This is a genomic window from Burkholderia lata (assembly GCF_000012945.1).
Classification (GTDB): domain Bacteria; phylum Pseudomonadota; class Gammaproteobacteria; order Burkholderiales; family Burkholderiaceae; genus Burkholderia; species Burkholderia lata.
Window position 1 is genome coordinate 1,150,805 of sequence record NC_007510.1, and the last position, 16,321, is coordinate 1,167,125.

At 67.6% G+C, this 16,321-nt stretch carries 16 protein-coding genes; 8 read left to right on the forward strand and 8 right to left on the reverse strand.

Translation table 11 applies throughout. The annotated features are described in order from the left end of the window. The first annotated feature begins 46 nt into the window (after positions 1–46). Together BCEP18194_RS11195 and rmuC are read left to right on the forward strand one after the other, a co-directional pair. Complete coding sequence (locus BCEP18194_RS11195) at positions 47–1,036, forward strand: 2-hydroxyacid dehydrogenase (RefSeq protein ID WP_011351388.1); 990 nt, start codon at positions 47–49, stop codon at positions 1,034–1,036. Then, positions 1,033–2,511 (forward strand): DNA recombination protein RmuC, encoded by a 1,479-nt coding sequence (gene rmuC / locus BCEP18194_RS11200; protein ID WP_011351389.1) that lies wholly within the window; start codon positions 1,033–1,035, stop codon positions 2,509–2,511. The genes BCEP18194_RS11195 and rmuC overlap by 4 nt, the downstream gene beginning before the upstream one ends. A 90-nt stretch (positions 2,512–2,601) precedes the next feature. Here the strand turns inward: rmuC and BCEP18194_RS11205 are convergent, their stop codons facing one another. The 6 genes from BCEP18194_RS11205 to BCEP18194_RS11230 all read right to left on the reverse strand — a co-directional run bounded on the left by BCEP18194_RS11205 (position 2,602) and on the right by BCEP18194_RS11230 (position 9,854). Next, positions 2,602–3,087 carry a GNAT family N-acetyltransferase gene (locus BCEP18194_RS11205; RefSeq protein ID WP_011351390.1) on the reverse strand — a complete coding sequence of 162 codons (486 nt, stop codon included), beginning with the start codon at positions 3,085–3,087 and terminating at the stop codon, positions 2,602–2,604. Beyond that, on the reverse strand, positions 3,084–3,359 hold the full coding sequence (locus BCEP18194_RS11210; protein ID WP_006476519.1) for a hypothetical protein: 276 nt from the start codon (positions 3,357–3,359) through the stop codon (positions 3,084–3,086). The genes BCEP18194_RS11205 and BCEP18194_RS11210 overlap by 4 nt, the downstream gene beginning before the upstream one ends. Positions 3,360–3,398: 39 nt before the next feature. Continuing rightward, positions 3,399–4,697: a molybdopterin molybdotransferase MoeA gene (glp, locus tag BCEP18194_RS11215; RefSeq protein ID WP_011351391.1), complete on the reverse strand. Its 1,299-nt coding sequence runs from the start codon at positions 4,695–4,697 to the stop codon at positions 3,399–3,401. A gap of 105 nt (positions 4,698–4,802) precedes the next feature. Then, positions 4,803–5,420, reverse strand: coding sequence for a molybdenum cofactor guanylyltransferase MobA (mobA, locus tag BCEP18194_RS11220; protein ID WP_011351392.1), 618 nt, complete (start codon positions 5,418–5,420; stop codon positions 4,803–4,805). 28 nt (positions 5,421–5,448) lie between these two features. Then, entirely contained in the window at positions 5,449–6,561 is a 1,113-nt protein-coding gene (gene moaA, locus BCEP18194_RS11225; protein WP_011351393.1) for a GTP 3',8-cyclase MoaA, read from the reverse strand. Between the two features lie 131 nt (positions 6,562–6,692). After that, complete coding sequence (locus BCEP18194_RS11230; protein ID WP_011351394.1) at positions 6,693–9,854, reverse strand: Rne/Rng family ribonuclease; 3,162 nt, start codon at positions 9,852–9,854, stop codon at positions 6,693–6,695. Between the two features lie 725 nt (positions 9,855–10,579). Between BCEP18194_RS11230 and BCEP18194_RS11235 the strand changes: the two genes are divergently transcribed. Genes BCEP18194_RS11235 through BCEP18194_RS11250 form a run of 4 tightly spaced genes read left to right on the forward strand, consistent with a single transcriptional unit; the run spans position 10,580 to position 13,652 of the window. Beyond that, positions 10,580–11,584: an RluA family pseudouridine synthase gene (locus BCEP18194_RS11235; protein ID WP_011351395.1), complete on the forward strand. Its 1,005-nt coding sequence runs from the start codon at positions 10,580–10,582 to the stop codon at positions 11,582–11,584. Positions 11,585–11,589: 5 nt separating this feature from the next. Beyond that, positions 11,590–12,249: an HAD-IA family hydrolase gene (locus tag BCEP18194_RS11240; protein ID WP_011351396.1), complete on the forward strand. Its 660-nt coding sequence runs from the start codon at positions 11,590–11,592 to the stop codon at positions 12,247–12,249. Beyond that, positions 12,246–12,647 carry a Rieske (2Fe-2S) protein gene (locus BCEP18194_RS11245; RefSeq protein WP_011351397.1) on the forward strand — a complete coding sequence of 134 codons (402 nt, stop codon included), beginning with the start codon at positions 12,246–12,248 and terminating at the stop codon, positions 12,645–12,647. Before BCEP18194_RS11240 ends, BCEP18194_RS11245 begins: the two co-directional genes overlap by 4 nt. A gap of 12 nt (positions 12,648–12,659) precedes the next feature. Beyond that, positions 12,660–13,652 carry a S49 family peptidase gene (locus tag BCEP18194_RS11250; protein ID WP_011351398.1) on the forward strand — a complete coding sequence of 331 codons (993 nt, stop codon included), beginning with the start codon at positions 12,660–12,662 and terminating at the stop codon, positions 13,650–13,652. Positions 13,653–13,714: 62 nt separating this feature from the next. Here BCEP18194_RS11250 and BCEP18194_RS11255 read toward each other — a convergent pair whose 3' ends face one another. Both BCEP18194_RS11255 and BCEP18194_RS11260 read right to left on the reverse strand, forming a co-directional pair. Beyond that, positions 13,715–14,437, reverse strand: coding sequence for an SAM-dependent methyltransferase (locus BCEP18194_RS11255; protein ID WP_011351399.1), 723 nt, complete (start codon positions 14,435–14,437; stop codon positions 13,715–13,717). Next, positions 14,434–15,066, reverse strand: coding sequence for a Maf-like protein (locus BCEP18194_RS11260; protein WP_011351400.1), 633 nt, complete (start codon positions 15,064–15,066; stop codon positions 14,434–14,436). Before BCEP18194_RS11260 ends, BCEP18194_RS11255 begins: the two co-directional genes overlap by 4 nt. Before the next feature lie 229 nt (positions 15,067–15,295). Between BCEP18194_RS11260 and BCEP18194_RS11265 the strand changes: the two genes are divergently transcribed. Both BCEP18194_RS11265 and rpmF read left to right on the forward strand, forming a co-directional pair. Further along, positions 15,296–15,931, forward strand: a complete 636-nt coding sequence (locus BCEP18194_RS11265; RefSeq protein WP_011351401.1) for a DUF177 domain-containing protein — start codon at positions 15,296–15,298, stop codon at positions 15,929–15,931. Positions 15,932–16,029: 98 nt separating this feature from the next. Further along, positions 16,030–16,209 (forward strand): 50S ribosomal protein L32, encoded by a 180-nt coding sequence (gene rpmF / locus BCEP18194_RS11270; protein WP_006051932.1) that lies wholly within the window; start codon positions 16,030–16,032, stop codon positions 16,207–16,209. The last annotated feature ends 112 nt before the right edge of the window (positions 16,210–16,321 follow it).

Below are 16,321 nucleotides of genomic sequence, written 5' to 3' on the forward strand. Positions count from 1 at the left end.
CGGCGCATGGCGTGCTGCGATCCGTCCGCGGCATGCGGAGATGGCGATGCAGAAGATCCTGGTCGCGCGTCCGATCTTTCCGGACGTGATCGAGCGGCTCAAGCAGTATTTCGATGTCGACTGGCACAACGGCGACGCACTCGCTCCCGACGCGCTCGCCGCGCGTCTGGCCGACAAGGACGGCGCGCTGACGGCAGGGGACCTGGTCGGCGCGGCCGAGCTCGCGGCGGCGCCGCGCCTGCGCGTCGTGGCGAACATGGCGGTCGGCTACAACAATTTCGACATGGCCGCGTTCAACGCGGCGAACGTGCTCGGCACCAACACGCCCGACGTACTGAACGAGTCGACTGCCGATTTCGGCTGGGCGCTGATGATGGCCGCAGCACGCCGGATCGCCGAATCCGAGCACTGGCTGCGGGCCGGCCACTGGCAAAAGTGGGCGTACGACGGTTTCCTCGGCAGCGACATTTACGGCTCGACGCTCGGCGTCATCGGGATGGGGCGCATCGGCCAGGCGCTCGCGCGTCGCGCGCGCGGCTTCGGGATGCAGGTGATCTATCACAACCGGTCGCGCGTCGCGCCCGAGATCGAGGCCGAGCTGAATGCCGAATACGTGTCGAAGGATGCGCTGCTTGCGCGTGCCGATCACGTCGTGCTCGTGCTGCCGTACACGAAGGAGAACCATCACACGATCGGCGCGGCCGAGCTCGCGAAGATGAAGCCCACCGCGACGCTCACCAACATCGCACGTGGCGGGATCGTCGACGACGCGGCGCTGGCCGTCGCGCTGCGCGACGGGACGATCGCCGCGGCCGGCCTCGACGTGTACGAAGGCGAGCCGACCGTCCATCCGGCGCTGCTCGAAGTGCCGAACGTCGTGCTGACGCCGCATATCGCGAGCGCGACCGAGAAAACGCGCCGCGCGATGGCGAACCTCGCCGCCGACAATCTGATTGCCGCGCTGGGCGAAGGGCCGCGCGCCGGGCAGCCGCCGAATCCGATCAACCCTGACGTGATCGGGAAGCCGCGCGCATGACAATGACGTTGTTGCTTGCGGCGGTCGTCGTGCTGGCCGTCGCGCTTGCGGTGGCGATCGTCGCGCTCGTGCGTGGCGGTGGCCGCCACGACGATGCGGCAGTACTGGGTGACCAGATCGAGGACGCCGCGCATGCGCAGGCGCGCGCGGTCGAGCGGCTCGAACGCGAATTGCGCGGCGAGATCGTCGAGAACGCGCGCGGCTCGCGCACCGAGCTGGCCGGCAGTTTCGCGCAGCTTCAACAGACGCTCGCCGCGCAGCTGACGAGCGTGGCGACCGTACAGAACAACCAGATCGAAGGTTTTGCGCAGCAGCTCGGCAAGCTCGTCGCCGGCAATGCGCAGCAGTTCGACGCGATGCGCGAGAGCGTGCAGCGCCAGGCGCAGCAGGCGCGCGAGGAGCAGACGGGCGCGCTCAGGCTGTTCGGCGACACGTTGAACCGCCAGCTCACGCAACTGACCGAGGCGAACGACCGCCGGATCGGCGAGGTGCGCGCGACGCTCGAACAGCGGCTGAAGGAAATCGAGACGAACAACGCGGCGAAGCTCGAGGAGATGCGCCGCACCGTCGACGAGAAACTGCACGCGACGCTCGAGCACCGGCTCGGCGAATCGTTCAAGCTCGTGTCGGACCGGCTCGAGCAGGTGCATCGCGGGCTCGGCGAGATGCAGACGCTCGCGGCGGGTGTCGGCGACTTGAAGAAAGTGCTGACCAACGTGAAGACGCGCGGCACCTGGGGTGAAGTGCAGCTCGAGGCGCTGCTCGAGCAGATGCTGACGCCCGAGCAGTACGCGAAGAACGTTGCGACCGTGCCGAAGAGCAGCGAGCGCGTCGAGTTCGCGATCCGGCTGCCGGGGCGCGAGGCCGGCACGCGCGACGCGCCGCCCGTGTGGCTGCCGATCGACGCAAAATTTCCGCGCGAAGACTACGAGCGGCTGATCGACGCGCAGGAGCGTGCCGATGCGGTGGCGGTCGAGGAAGCGGCCCGCGCGCTCGAAGCACGCGTGCGGCTGGAGGCGCGCACGATCGCCGAGAAGTACGTCGCGCCGCCGCACACGACCGATTTCGCGCTGCTGTTCCTGCCGACCGAAGGGCTCTATGCGGAGATCCTGCGTCGCCCGGGGCTGACCGACCTGCTGCAGCGCGACTATCGCGTGACGGTTGCCGGCCCGACGACGCTTACCGCACTGTTGAACAGCCTGCAGATGGGCTTCCGTACGCTCGCGATCGAGCAACGGTCGAGCGAGGTGTGGCAGGTGCTCGGCGCGGTGAAGACGGAGTTCGGCAAGTTCGGCGACGTGCTTGCGCGCACGAAGTCGCAGCTCGAAACGGTCACGCGTTCGATCGAGGCCGCCGAGCAGCGCACGCGCGTGATGAACCGCAAGCTGAAGCAGGTCGAGGCACTGCCGGGCGATACGGCGGCAGGGCTGCTCGGCGCGGAAGGGTCAGACGGTGCCGATGCGGACGACGCATGACGCACATGGCCGACATCGGCCGGAAAGCAAAAACGGGCGCTGCGGCGCCCGTTTTCTTTTGAAGCGCTTGCCGGCGTGGTCGGCCCGCGGTCAATGGCCGGCGAGCGTATCCAGTGCGTCGCCCGTGACGCGTACGATGCGCCAGTCGGGCAGCACGGTTGCGCCCATCTTTTCGTAGAAATCGATCGCCGGCTGGTTCCAGTCGAGGACCGACCATTCGAAGCGCCCGCAACGGCGCTCGACGGCCAGCGCCGCGAGGTGGCGCAGCATCGCGGTGCCGAGGCCCGTGCCGCGCTGCGACGGCTGCACGTACAGATCCTCGAGATAGAGGCCGCGACGGCCGAGGAACGTCGAATAATTGTGGAAGAACAGCGCATACGCGACGATCGCGCCGTCGTGCTCGGCCACTCGCGCCTCGGCGGCAGGCTGCTCGCCGAACAGCGCGTCGGCGAGATCGGCCTCGGTCGCGACGAACAGGTGCGTGAGCTTCTCGAACTCGGCCAGCTCGCGCATCAGCGCGAGGATCACGCCGACGTCGTGTGCTTGGGCCGCGCGGATCAGCGGTGCGCCGCTCACGCTTCCTCCGGCGGATCGGACAGCACGATCTCGATGCCGCCGAAGCGCGATGCGACCCAGTTGTACGCGTGGCATGCGATCCACAGCAGCACGAAGCCGAGGATCGCGTTCAGCAGCAGTGCGCTCAGGATCGTGCTCAGTTCGACCATGCCGTAACGAATGTACGCGACGAGAATGCCGAGCAGCACGATCGGCACGCTGAACGTCAGGTAGACCAGGATCAGCGCCTTTGCGGTCTGCCCCGCGGCGATCGACGAAATTTGCTTCTTCATGTGTGGATTGCCCCCGTAGAGATATACCGATAGTGGAATTCAGATCAGGCCGTCGAGCGGCAGGATGTCGACCGGGGTGCCCGCGTCGACTGCCGCGGTATCGTGGCCCAGGACGATGAAACAGTTGGCGGCCGACAGGCCGCTCAGCGATGCGGAACTCTGCGAGCCGGCCGGCGCGACGTGCCAGCGGCCGTCGGCGGCGCGTGTCGCGATGCCGCGCAGGTAGTCGGTGCGGCCCGGGCGCGTCTTCAGCGCATGCGTGCTGAGTGCTGTATGCATCGACGGCGGCTGGGCCTGTGCGCCGGCCAGCGTCAGCAGCGCGGGGCGCACGATCGCGTAGAACGTCACGGCAGACGCGACCGGGTTGCCGGGCAGCCCGAAAAACAGTGTGTGACCGGCGCCATCGGCCGCGCGTGCGAGCGTGCCGCACGCGAGCGGCCGGCCGGGACGCAGCGCGAGGCTCGCGAACGTCACGTCGCCGAGCCGGGCCATGACGTCGCGCGTGAAGTCGGCTTCGCCGACCGATACGCCGCCCGACGTGATCACCGCATCGGCCTGCGCGGCGACGGCACCGCGCAATGCGGCTTCGAGCGCGGCGGGATCGTCGCGGACGATCCCGAGATCGACCGCGTCGACATGCAGCCTTTCGAGCATCGCGATCAGCATCCCGCGATTGCTGTCGTACAGTGCGCCGGGGCCGAGCGGCTCGCCGGGCTCGCGCAGTTCGTCGCCGGTGGAGAACACGGCGACGCGCACGCGCCGGCGCACCGAAACCTCGGTGACACCGAACGACGCAAGCAGGCCGAGATCGGACGGCCGCAGGATGCGGCCCGCGGCAAGCGCGCACGCGCCGCGCGCGAGATCCTCGCCGGCCTTGCGGCAGTTCGCGCCGCGCGCGATGTCGTGCGAGGAGAAGTGGATCGTGTCGCCGTCGGCGCGCACGCGTTCCTGCGGAATCACCGTATCGCAGCCGGCCGGCATCGGCGCGCCCGTCATGATGCGCACGCATGATCCGGACGCCACGGCGCCGTCGAACGGATGGCCGGCGAGCGCGGTGCCGGCGACCGTCAGCGCGACCTCCGCTGGCTGCGATGCATGCGTGCCGGCGCTGCCGTCGAACGCATAGCCGTCCATCGCCGAGTTGTCGTATGCGGGAATGTCGAACGGTGCGTTCACGTTGGCCGCGAGCACGCGGTCGAGTGCATCGCGCAGCGTCACCGTGTCACACGCGTCGACCGGCACCGCGAAGCGGCACGCGAGCGCCTGCGCGTCGGCGAGCGACAGCGGGGCATCGGAATCGGGTGCGGTTCGGGGGGCGGGCGAGGATTGCGTGATCATCAGTCGGACTGCGCCGCAAGGCGTATCGGGTTCGTGGCCGGTGGCGCGAGGAGGGTGCCTGGGCGCGGGTTTCGCGTGCGGCGGGCGGGAACCGTACGGGTGCCGTCAGCGGCGGGCCAGCGCGGCGAGTTCCTGCCAGGAGTTGGCATTGTAAAACGCACGCTCGTCGTGAAACTCGACTTCGACCGTCTTGTGGCGTGCGTACCACGCACGCACCTTGCGGTCGCCGGCGGCGAGCCGGGCGGCGAGATCGTCGGCCAGCGACGTGCGCAGCAGCGCGAACGTCGGCTGTGGCGAGCGCACGTGTTGCGCGTCGACGGTCACCGCCATGGCGATGTCGGCCTGCTGCGCGTCGAGCGCCGCCTGCAAGCGTGCGACGAGGTCGGCGGGCAGATAGGGCGTGTCGCACGGCGAGCACGCGACGAGCGGCGCGCGTGCCGCTCGCATGCCGGCGAGCAGGCCCGCGAGCGGGCCGGGGAAGTCGGGCGTTTCGTCCGCGACGATGCGCGCATCGAACGGCGCACCGAGTTCGGCATAGCGATCGGCGTGGCGATTCGCGCTGATCAGCGTCTCGTCGACCTGCGGCGAGAGCCGGCTCAGCACGTGCAGCGCGAGCGGCGTGCCGTCGAGCAACTGCAGGCCCTTGTCGACACCATCCATGCGTGTGGCACGCCCGCCTGCGAGCAGCAGGCCGGCAATCGAGGGAGAGGCGGAAGCGGGCATGGTCGGCGGGCAGGAAGGGCGGCGTGCGTCAGCCGCCGATATATGACATTTCGACCCGCTTGCCGGCGCCGTCGGGCACGGCGTCGGCAGACGCGCTGCCGCGCAGCTGCGAATAACGGTCGGTGCGGGCCTGCCAGATGCGGGCGATCGCGGTCGCGATCTCGGCGTCGCTCGCGCCGCCGCGTACGAGCGCGCGCAGGTCGTGGCCCGTCGACGCGAACAGGCACAGGTACAGCTTGCCTTCGGTCGACAGCCGCGCGCGCGTGCAGTCGCCGCAGAACGCCTGCGTGACGCTCGAAATCACGCCGATCTCGCCGCTGCCGTCCGCATAGCCCCAGCGCTGCGCGGTTTCGGCCGCCGTGTGGGGATCGAGCGGCACGAGCGGGAAGTGTTCGGCGAGCCGGGCGATGACGTCCGCCGACGGCAGCACCTCGGTCATGTTCCAGCCGTTCGACGTGCCGACGTCCATGTATTCGATGAAGCGCAGGATCACGCCGGTCCCGCGGAAACGCTCGGCCATCGGCAGGATCTCGCTGTCGTTGGTGCCGCGCTTCACGACCATGTTGACCTTGACCGGCGCGAGGCCCACGGCCTGGGCCGCGAAGATGCCGTCGAGCACGTCGGCGCTCGCGAATTCGGCATCGTTCATGCGCTTGAACAACGTATCGTCGAGCGCGTCGAGGCTGACCGTCACGCGCGTGAGCCCGGCGTCCTTCAGCGCGCGCGCCTTGCGAGCGAGCAGCGAACCGTTGGTCGTGAGCGTCAGGTCGATCGGGCGGCCGTCATGCGTGGTCAGGCGTGCGAGGCGCTCGATCAGGAATTCGAGATTCTTGCGCAGCAGCGGCTCGCCACCGGTGATGCGGATCTTCTCGACGCCATGTGCGACAAAGAGTCGCGCCACGCGTTCGATTTCCTCGTGCGTGAGCAGGGCGCTGTGCGGCAGGAACGGGTAGTCCTTGTCGAAGACGGCGCGCGGCATGCAGTACACGCAGCGGAAGTTGCAGCGATCCGTCACCGAAATGCGCAGGTCGCGCAGCGGCCTGGCGAACGTGTCGGCCAGCGTGCCGTCCGGGGCGTGCGCGACGCCGGAGACGTCCGGCATCCCGCTGACGTCGGCGAGAGGAATGATGCGTCGGGACATGTTGAAAGAAGTGCGAACCAGACCTCTATTTTAGCCGCAAGCGGCGGGTCGGGCCGGTGGGCGGAAACCCGCAGCGCGGACGTGAAAAAGCCCGCCGGAGGCGGGCTTTTCCTGGTCGGACGATGCGTCGATCAGTGATGCGTCGTTTCGACCTGCTGCATCGGGGCCGTATCGACCGGCGGCAGCGCCTTGCGTTCGCGCTGCACGCGAGCCGGACGCGGGAGGCGCGACGCGGCTTCCTGCGCAGCGGCGAACTTGCCGGCGTCGGTGTTCACCCAGACGAGACCAGCCTGCTCCAGCACGGTATCCAGGCTCGCCGAAGCGGGCGCGGCTGCCGGTTGGGCCGGAGCGGGGGCCGGTGCCGGTGCGGGTGCCGGTGCCGGTGCTGCCACGGCTTCGACCGGTGCTGCTTCGACATGGACCGGCTCGACAGCCACCGGAGCGGCTTCGGTCGTCACGGCCGGTGCAGCTTGCTCGACGGGTGCCGGTTGCGGCGCCTCGACAGCGACAGGTGCTGCCGGCACTTCGAACGCGTCGGTCGGCGAAACCGCGACCGGCGCCGGGCCGGCTTCAGTCGCGACGGCCGGTGCGACCGGTGCCGGTTCTGCTGCCTGGGCGACAACGGCTGCTTCGACCGCCACTGCTTCGACGTGTACCGGCGCCGGCTGCGGCTCGACAGTGGCCGGTGCTGCCGGTTCGGCATGGTGCTCGACCACTGCTTCGACGACGACGGCACTTGCCGCGGCGGCTGCCACGGCGACTGCCGGTGCGGCCGTGTGGGCCGGTTCGGCAGCAGCCGGTGCTTCCGGCGTCACAGCGTGCACCGCAACTTCACCCTCTGCGCCTTGCTCGGCGTGGTCGACGACTGCGCCGTCTTCCTCGCGCTCACGACGACCGCCGCGGCGGCCGCGACGGCGACGGCGACGTTCCTCGCCATCACGCGCGCCGGCTTCCGCGTCGGCTGCCAGCTCGGCGTCGGGCAGGGCTTCTGCGAGGGCCTTGTCGGCTTCCGGTTCCGGATGCGCTTCGCCACGGTTGACGGTTTCCAGCGTTGCTGCATGCTGGGTCGGCTTGCGGCGCTCACCGCGCTCGCGACGTTCGCCGCGTTCCTGGCGCTCGCCACGACCGGCTGCTTCGACGCCTTCCGGCTGCTCGATACGCTCGCGCGGTTCGCGGTTCTCACGCGGTTCGCGCGGCTCACGGCCTTCACGCGGCTCGCGACCTTCACGCGGGCCACGGCCCTCGCGACCTTCGCGGTTCTCGCGCGGTTCGCGCGGCTCACGGCTTTCACGCGGTTCGCGGCCTTCACGCGGCTCACGAGCCTCACGCGGTTCGCGCACTTCCTTGCCTTCGCGTTCCTGGCGTTGCGGCTGGCCACGGCCTGCCACAGCCTGGTCGCGACCGCCCTGTGCCTGCTGGGCGCCGCCACGACGATTGCGGTTGCGATCGCCGCCGCGTTCGCCACGCTGCTCGGACTTCTCGGTGCGTTCGCCGCGCGCCGGACGGGCTGCCTGCTCCTTCGCCGGTGCCGGAGCAACCGGTGCGGGGGCGGGCGCCGGGGACACGCCGAACAGGCCCTTCAGCCAGCCGATGAAGCCGCCGCTGGCCGGCGCCACAGGCGTGGGCGCTGCAACGGGTTCGACCGGGCGCTGCGGTGCCGGGCTCGGGGCCGGACGCTCGGGCGTGATGCCCTTGACCGCGGCTTCCTGCTTCGGCTTCACTTCCGCCGCGCGCTTGCTGTAGCCGGTTTCCGACTCGAGTTCGCGGGCTGCTTCCTCGGCCATCTTCCAGGACGCGCGCGGGTCGTCGAGACGTGCGTCGTCGTGGCGCAGGCGCTCGAGCTTGTAGTGCGGCGTATCGAGGTGCTTGTTCGGGATCAGCACGATGCCGACCTTGAAGCGCGACTCGATCTTGTTGATTTCCTGACGCTTTTCGTTGAGCAGGAAGGCGGTCACCTCGACCGGCACCTGGCAGTGGATCGCCGCGGTGTTTTCCTTCATCGCTTCTTCCTGAATGATCCGCAGGACCTGCAGCGCGGACGATTCGGTATCGCGGATGTGGCCGGTGCCGTTACAACGCGGGCAGGTCACGTGGCTGCCTTCCGACAGGGCCGGACGCAGGCGCTGGCGCGACAGTTCCATCAGGCCGAAGCGGGAGATCTTGCCCATCTGGACGCGCGCGCGGTCATGCTTGAGCGCATCTTTCAGGCGCTGCTCGACTTCGCGCTGGCTCTTCGCCGATTCCATGTCGATGAAATCGATCACGATCAGTCCGCCGAGGTCGCGAAGGCGGAGCTGGCGGGCGACTTCGTCGGCTGCTTCGAGGTTCGTGCGGGTCGCCGTTTCCTCGATGTCCGCGCCCTTGGTGGCACGCGCCGAGTTCACGTCGATCGCGACGAGCGCTTCGGTATGGTCGATCACGATCGCGCCGCCCGACGGCAGCGGCACCGTGCGCGAGTACGCGGTCTCGATCTGGTGTTCGATCTGGAAGCGGGAGAACAGCGGCACGTCGTCGTGGTAGCGCTTCACCTTCGCGACGTTGTCCGGCATCACGATATCCATGAATGCGCGGGCCTGATCGTGGATTTCGTTCGTATCGATCAGGATTTCGCCGATATCGGGCTGGAAATAGTCCCGGATCGCGCGGATCACGAGGCTCGATTCCAGGTAGATCAGCATCGGCTGGCCGGCATTGCCGCTTTGCGACGCCGCTTCGATCGCGCGCCACAGTTGCAGCAGGTAGTTCAGGTCCCACTGCAGTTCCTCGGCGCTGCGGCCGATGCCCGCGGTACGGGCGATCATGCTCATGCCGTCCGGGATCTGCAGTTGCGCCATCGTCTCGCGCAGTTCCTGACGCTCGTCGCCTTCGATCCGGCGCGACACGCCGCCGCCGCGCGGATTGTTCGGCATCAGCACCAGATAGCGGCCGGCGAGCGAGATGAACGTGGTGAGGGCAGCGCCCTTGTTGCCGCGTTCTTCCTTCTCGACCTGGACGATCAGCTCCTGGCCTTCGCGCAGGGCATCCTGGATGCGCGCGGAGCGCATGTCGATGCCTTCCTTGAAGTACTGGCGGGCAACTTCCTTGAACGGCAGGAAGCCGTGGCGGTCTTCGCCGTAGTTGACGAAGCACGCTTCGAGCGACGGCTCGATACGGGTGATGACACCTTTGTAGATATTGCCTTTGCGCTGTTCGCGCCCGGCTGTCTCGATGTCGATGTCGATGAGCTTCTGCCCGTCGACGATGGCGACGCGCAGCTCCTCCTGCTGCGTCGCATTGAACAGCATGCGTTTCATGAACGACTCCAGGCGGCTCTGCTGGCGGCGCCTCGCGGTTGTCAGTCGCGAGGGCGGGAACGACGGCAGGCCGCGCCTTGTTGTGTTGTCACAAGCACGCTGGAGCGGGAACGATGGCGGGGAGAATTGCCTGAAGAGGCGCTTGGGCCCGAAAGACGGGGCCGGCGGCCATAGGGCACCTGCGAACACGGCTTCAAAGCACGGCGTCCACACACCGCACGCTGTCAAAGCGCGCTAAGCCTGAGGCCGGGCACTGCCGCGGGGCGCGTCGTCATGCGACGCGCGTGCCAACGGGCGGCAGATGCTGCGGCTTGGGCCGCAGCGGGGAGTATCGAATCCAGCCCGACTTTCCCGCCTGGGGTGTACTTCCCTGGTTTGACGTCGCCAGGCTCCGCACGCTTCGCGGAGCCAAATCGGGCGCAACGCCGTAATTTTCGCAACCGGCAGCCTGCGCGGACGCACTTCGCGCCGTCGGGCTGCCGATCAAATTCTTTTCAACCAACTTTCCGTTACCGCGGCGCCTTGCCGACCGAATCCGCCTGTGGGCGCGATCCTTGCCGACGGGCGGCGCCGTGCGTGCAACTTGCTGCATCTCTTTGATTAGGGGTGAGCAGCAGACCCCCGGCGCAAGTAAAATAACGGTTTGCGCTTGCGCCTTGCCCGGATGGTCCGGGCCGGCCGGTGAGGCCGCCCGCAACGTCAGGCTGGGCAAAATTATATTCAGTATGAACGAGTTAGGCAAAATATCCCAGAATTCGGTCGCAAGCGGCCAGGTATCGATGCTCGAGATCGACGAAAGCTCGGTCGGTCAGCGTATCGACAATTTCCTTTTGCGCGTCTGTAAAGGCGTGCCGAAAAGCCATATTTACCGGATCCTTCGCAGCGGCGAAGTGCGCGTGAATAAGGGTCGGGTCGACGCGCAGTACCGACTCGCGTTCGGCGACATCGTCCGCGTGCCACCCGTCCGCGTGGCCGCAGCCGACCTCGCGCGCGCCGAAGCCACCATCGTGCCGCCCGCGCACTTCGACGTGCTGTTCGAGGACGACGCGATGCTCGTCATCAACAAGCCGGCCGGGGTCGCGGTCCACGGCGGCAGCGGTGTCGCGTTCGGCGTGATCGAGCAGATGCGCCAGGCGCGCCCGCGCGCGAAATTCCTCGAACTCGTGCACCGGCTCGACCGCGAGACGTCCGGGGTCCTGATGCTCGCGAAGAAGCGCACGGCGCTGGTGGGCCTGCACGAACAGATCCGCGAGAACAAGATGGACAAGCGCTACTTCGCGTGCGTCCACGGTGAATGGCAGTCCGACTGGGGGCGTCGCCGCGCGGTGAAGGCGCCGCTGTTCAAGTATTCGACCCCGGAAGGGGAGCGCCGCGTGCGTGTGCAGGACGACGGGCTGCCGTCGCACACGGTGTTCAACCTCGTCGACCTTTGGCCCGAGTACGCGCTTCTCGAAGCGGAACTCAAAACGGGTCGGACCCATCAGATCCGTGTGCACCTCGCGCATCTCGGCCTGCCGATCGCCGGCGACGCCAAGTATGGCGATTTCGCACTGAACAAGGCGCTGGCGCGCGCGAATGCGCAGCCGTCGTTGAAACGGATGTTCCTGCATGCGTACCGGCTGCGGCTCGCTCACCCGTTGACCGGTGAGGCACTGCAGTTCGATGCGCCGCTGCCGGACGAATGCCGGCGCTTCCTCGACCAACTCAGCGCACTGCGCGATACCGCCTGAACCGCATGGCTCGACAGCAATTTGACCTGATCGTCTTCGACTGGGACGGCACGCTGATGGATTCGACTGCGCACATCGCGCACAGCATCCAGGCCGCATGCCGCGATCTCGGCCTGCCCACGCCGTCCGACGAGGCGTCGCGCTACGTGATCGGCCTCGGCCTGCGCGATGCGCTGCAGATTACGGCTCCGACCCTGGATCCGTCCGACTATTCGCGGCTCGCCGAGCGCTACCGCTATCACTATCTGCTCGACGACCAGCGCATCGAGCTGTTCGCCGGCGTGCGCGAACTGCTCGCCGAGCTGCGCGACACGGGCTATCTGCTCGCCGTTGCAACCGGCAAGGGGCGGGTCGGGCTGAATCGCGTGCTGGACCAGTCGAAGCTGACGAGCCAGTTCGATGCGACGCGCTGCGCCGACGAAACCTTCTCGAAACCGCATCCGGCGATGCTGCATGAGCTGTCCCGGGAATTGGGGCAGGACCTGTCGCGCACCGTGATGATCGGTGACACGACGCACGACCTGCAGATGGCCGCGAGTGCCGGGGCGGCCGGCGTCGGCGTCGCGTACGGCGCGCACACGGCCGATGCACTGGCTGCGCTCGCGCCGCGCTTCGTCGCGCCGGACGTCGGCGCGCTGGCCGCGTGGCTGCGGGAGCACGCATGAGCGCGGCGCCGGACGCCGTGCGTGTGTGCCCGTCGGATGCGCTGGCCGATGGCGGCGCCGGCGTGCGCGTCGACGCGACGTTGCGCGGCGAGCAGGCCGTCGTGTTCTTCGTGCGCTACGAGGGCCAGGCATACGGTTACCTGAATCGCTGCGCGCATGTGCCGATGGAGCTCGACTGGGCCGAAGGGCAGTTCTTCGAATCGTCGGGCCTCTACCTGATGTGCGCGACGCATGGCGCGATCTACGAGCCGAACACCGGCAAGTGCGTCGGCGGCCCGTGCCGTGGCGGCCGCCTGCGGCCGGTCGAGGTCGACGAGCGCGACACGTCCGACGGGCGTGCGGTATTCTGGGTGCCCGACGCCGACCTGCGTCCCGCCGTTCCCGCCACGACCGACTAACGACAACACTGCATGGCCGACCAACCGAATTCCCCGGATTCCTCCTCCCGTCCCGACAGCCGTGAACCGAGCTGGGAGCGTGCGGCGCTCGAGCGGATCGCGCTCGCGGCCGTGAAGGAGCAGCGCGCGGCGCGGCGCTGGAAGATCTTCTTCCGTTTCGCGTTCCTCGCCGTGTTCGTGCTGTTCGCGTTCGCGCTGATCGATTTCTCGAGCGATTCGAAGTTCTCGTCGAGCGGGCGGCATACGGCGCTCGTGACGATCGACGGCGAGATCGCGGCCGGCGTCAACGCAAACGCCGACGACATCAACACGGCGCTAGATGCCGCGTTCGACGACGACGGCACGGCCGGGGTCGTGCTGCGGATCAACAGCCCGGGCGGCAGCCCGGTGCAGGCCGGGATGGTGTACGACGAGATTCGCCGGCTGCGCGCGAAGTATCCGGACAAGCCGCTGTACGTCGTCGTGACCGACATGTGCGCATCGGGCGGCTATTACATCGCGTCCGCGGCCGACAAGATCTTCGTCGACAAGGCGAGCATCGTCGGCTCGATCGGCGTGCTGATGGACGGGTTTGGCTTTACTGGCCTGATGGGCAAGCTCGGTGTCGAGCGGCGCCTGCATACGTCGGGTGAAAACAAGGGCTTCTACGACCCGTTCTCGCCGGAAACGCCGAAGATGGACGCACATGCGCAGGCGTTGCTCGATCAGGTGCACGCGCAGTTCATCAAGGCCGTGAAGGATGGCCGCGGCAAGCGGCTGCACGAGACGCCCGACATGTTCTCGGGCCTGTTCTGGACTGGCGAGAAGAGCGTCGAGCTCGGGCTGGCAGACGGCTACGGCACGACTGACACGGTCGCGCGCGACGTGCTGAAGGCGCCTGATCTTGTCGACTATACGGTGAAGGAAAGCCTGACGAACCGCGTCGCGCGCAAGTTTGGCGCGGCCGTCGGCGGCGCCGCGATGAAGGCGCTGACGGCCGGCGGCGCGTCGGTCAGCTTGCGCTGATCAGCGCGGAGGCGGGCGGGCCGCGATGGCCCGCCGTTCACGTGGCGGATCGCCTGCTGCGTTCAGTTCGCCAGCAGCAGGAAGATCGCAGGGCGCTTGTGCAGGTTCGGTGCAGGCGCCTTTTTCCAGTCCGTGACGGTACGGCTCGCGATCGTCTCGGTCGGGAGGGTCAGGTCGGCCGCGACGCAGATCTGCGTCGACGGCGCGCAGGTCGCGACGAGCGTGTCGAGCATCGCGTGATTCCGGTACGGCGTTTCAATGAAGATCTGCGTCTGGCGCGCCTTGCGTGACAGTTGCTCGAGTTCGCGCAGGCGTTTCGCGCGCGCGGCCGCGTCGACCGGCAGATAGCCATTGAACGCGAAACTCTGGCCGTTCAGGCCCGATGCCATCAACGCGAGCAGGATTGAACTCGGCCCGACGAGCGGCACGACCTTCACGCCGCGCTCGTGCGCGCGGCGCACCAGCAATGCACCGGGATCGGCGACGGCCGGGCAGCCGGCCTCCGACACGAGGCCGGCGTCCGCACCGGCCAGGATGGGTGCGAGCAACCGGTCGATGGCGCCGGCCGGCGTATTGACGTTCAGTTCGCTGATCTCGATTTCCTGGATCGGGCGCGTCGTGCCGATCTTCTTCAGGAAAGCGCGGGTCGTTTTCGCGTTCTCGCCGATGTAATAGCCGAGCGTGCCGGCGCGGGCCTGAACGGCCGCGGGCAGGACGGCCGCGAGCATCGATTCGTCGCCTTCGCCGAGCGTGTTCGGGACGAGGTAAAGCGTGCCGGCGGTCATGCGCGGTCTCCACGGGTGGTTGCAAACAACGGATAGTCGGCGGCGCGCAGCATGCGCGTGAGTGCGATCAGCGGCAGGCCGACGAGGGCGGTCGGGTCGTTCGAGTCGATCGCGTCGAGCAGTGCGATGCCGAGCCCTTCGGACTTCGCGCTGCCGGCGACGTCGTACGGCGTTTCCGCGCGCAGGTACGCGTCGAGTTCGGCCTCGGGCAGCGAGCGGAAGCGCACGTGCGTGACGATGTCCTCGACCTGCGCTTCGCCCGTCCGGCTGTCGTACAGGCAGAGTGCGCTGTGGAATTCGACTTCGCGGCCCTGCATCGACACGAGTTGCGCGAGCGCACGCTCATGGGTGCCGGGCTTGCCGATCTGGAGGCCGTCGAAGGTCGCGACCTGGTCCGACCCGATCACGAGCACGCCGTCCGGCGCGTCGATCGTGGCTGCGACGGCGCGCGCTTTCGCGGCGGCGAGGCGCAGGGCGGTCGCGGCCGGCGTTTCGCCGTCGTGCGGGGTTTCGTCGAGGTCGGGCGACACGACGTCGAAGGGGATGCCGAGGCGCTCGAGGAGCGCGCGGCGGTAGCGTGAACTGGAGGCAAGAATCAGCCGCGGCGGGCGGCAAACGGTATCCGGCATGGTCGGTTGGATCGGTGAGTCGTCGGGTAATGCGCGGCGTTGCGCGGACGCAAGCTTAAGTGATTGACCGCAAAAGGTAAAACAGGTATGCTTTCCCGCTTTTCGTCGGCAGGCTTTCGTGTGGTGGCGCCTGCCGGGTCTTCGGAAGTAAAGTACGTCATCTGCGGATGAGCCGTACGCGAGCGGTACCAAGCCGGATTCGCAAGTCAGCCTGTAGGCAGGAGCGCACATGAACACTTCTTCTGGCAAACCGGCTGCGGCGCTTGATCCGCATGCGATCGACCTGTTCGAGTTCGCCCGCAGCGGGCGGCAGGCAGCAGGTGCGGTGCACCTCTCGCAACTGCCGCGCATGTTAAACGAAGTGCCTGCGGACGCGCCAGATCGCGACACGGTCTTCACATGGCAGGCGGAAGGGTTCACCCAGAAGGAGTTGCAGGACGACGGCGCCGATGGGCAGCAGCCGTATCTGCGGCTTGCGGTGCACGGCCATGCGTGGCTCACGTGCCAGCGCTGCATGACCCCGTACGACCAGACGTTCGGCGTCGACATGACGTACCGGGTGGTCGCGACCGAAGAAGAAGCTGAAGAATTTCCGCTCGACGACGATGAAGCCGATGTGATCGTGGGCTCACGCCAGTTCGATCTCGTCGACTTGATCGAAGAGGAATTGCTGCTTTCGTTGCCGCTCGTGCCCAAGCACGAGGTTTGCCCGGCAGTTCACGAAAGCCTCGTGTCGGGTGCGAGCGGTCCCGCGGAAGAGACGGACGAGGAGTCCGACGAAGCCGGGGACGAAGGCAAACGGCCGAATCCGTTCGCAGCGCTGGAAGCGCTGAAGAAGGACGGTGACGGCACCAAGAAACACTAAGCAGTTGTGGCGCGGGAAGGCGTAAAGGCTTTGGGCCAGGGTAGTTAAGCGCCGGATCGGGCTGTGTTAGAATCCGGAAAATCAATTAGGAGTTAGTCATGGCAGTCCAGCAAAACAAGAAGTCGCCGTCGAAGCGCGGCATGCATCGTTCGCACGATTTCCTGACGGCAGCGCCGCTGGCAGTCGAGCCGAGCACGGGTGAAGTGCATCTGCGTCACCACGTCAGCCCGAACGGCTACTATCGCGGCAAGAAAGTCGTCAAGACGAAGAACGACTAAGCGTCAAGTCACGCGTTGCGCGCTACGCTTGCCGTTCGCGTGACAACTGGTTCGCTTGACACTTTCCTGGCTCGACAAAAAGGCGGCATTCATCTGCCGCTTTTTTGTGCCT

What these genes read in the sequence shown, in the direction of transcription:
- glp (WP_011351391.1), bottom strand. Translation starts at nt 4,697, where the DNA reads ATGATCACGCAATCCTCGCCCGCCCCCCGAACCGCACCCGATTCCGAT.
- BCEP18194_RS11255 (WP_011351399.1), bottom strand. Translation starts at nt 14,437, where the DNA reads ATGACCGCCGGCACGCTTTACCTCGTCCCGAACACGCTCGGCGAAGGC.
- BCEP18194_RS11250 (WP_011351398.1), top strand. Translation starts at nt 12,660, where the DNA reads ATGGCCGACCAACCGAATTCCCCGGATTCCTCCTCCCGTCCCGACAGC.
- BCEP18194_RS11230 (WP_011351394.1), bottom strand. Translation starts at nt 9,854, where the DNA reads ATGAAACGCATGCTGTTCAATGCGACGCAGCAGGAGGAGCTGCGCGTC.
- rpmF (WP_006051932.1), top strand. Translation starts at nt 16,030, where the DNA reads ATGGCAGTCCAGCAAAACAAGAAGTCGCCGTCGAAGCGCGGCATGCAT.
- moaA (WP_011351393.1), bottom strand. Translation starts at nt 6,561, where the DNA reads ATGTCCCGACGCATCATTCCTCTCGCCGACGTCAGCGGGATGCCGGAC.
- BCEP18194_RS11260 (WP_011351400.1), bottom strand. Translation starts at nt 15,066, where the DNA reads ATGCCGGATACCGTTTGCCGCCCGCCGCGGCTGATTCTTGCCTCCAGT.
- BCEP18194_RS11245 (WP_011351397.1), top strand. Translation starts at nt 12,246, where the DNA reads ATGAGCGCGGCGCCGGACGCCGTGCGTGTGTGCCCGTCGGATGCGCTG.
- BCEP18194_RS11195 (WP_011351388.1), top strand. Translation starts at nt 47, where the DNA reads ATGCAGAAGATCCTGGTCGCGCGTCCGATCTTTCCGGACGTGATCGAG.
- BCEP18194_RS11240 (WP_011351396.1), top strand. Translation starts at nt 11,590, where the DNA reads ATGGCTCGACAGCAATTTGACCTGATCGTCTTCGACTGGGACGGCACG.
- rmuC (WP_011351389.1), top strand. Translation starts at nt 1,033, where the DNA reads ATGACAATGACGTTGTTGCTTGCGGCGGTCGTCGTGCTGGCCGTCGCG.
- mobA (WP_011351392.1), bottom strand. Translation starts at nt 5,420, where the DNA reads ATGCCCGCTTCCGCCTCTCCCTCGATTGCCGGCCTGCTGCTCGCAGGC.
- BCEP18194_RS11235 (WP_011351395.1), top strand. Translation starts at nt 10,580, where the DNA reads ATGAACGAGTTAGGCAAAATATCCCAGAATTCGGTCGCAAGCGGCCAG.
- BCEP18194_RS11210 (WP_006476519.1), bottom strand. Translation starts at nt 3,359, where the DNA reads ATGAAGAAGCAAATTTCGTCGATCGCCGCGGGGCAGACCGCAAAGGCG.
- BCEP18194_RS11265 (WP_011351401.1), top strand. Translation starts at nt 15,296, where the DNA reads ATGAACACTTCTTCTGGCAAACCGGCTGCGGCGCTTGATCCGCATGCG.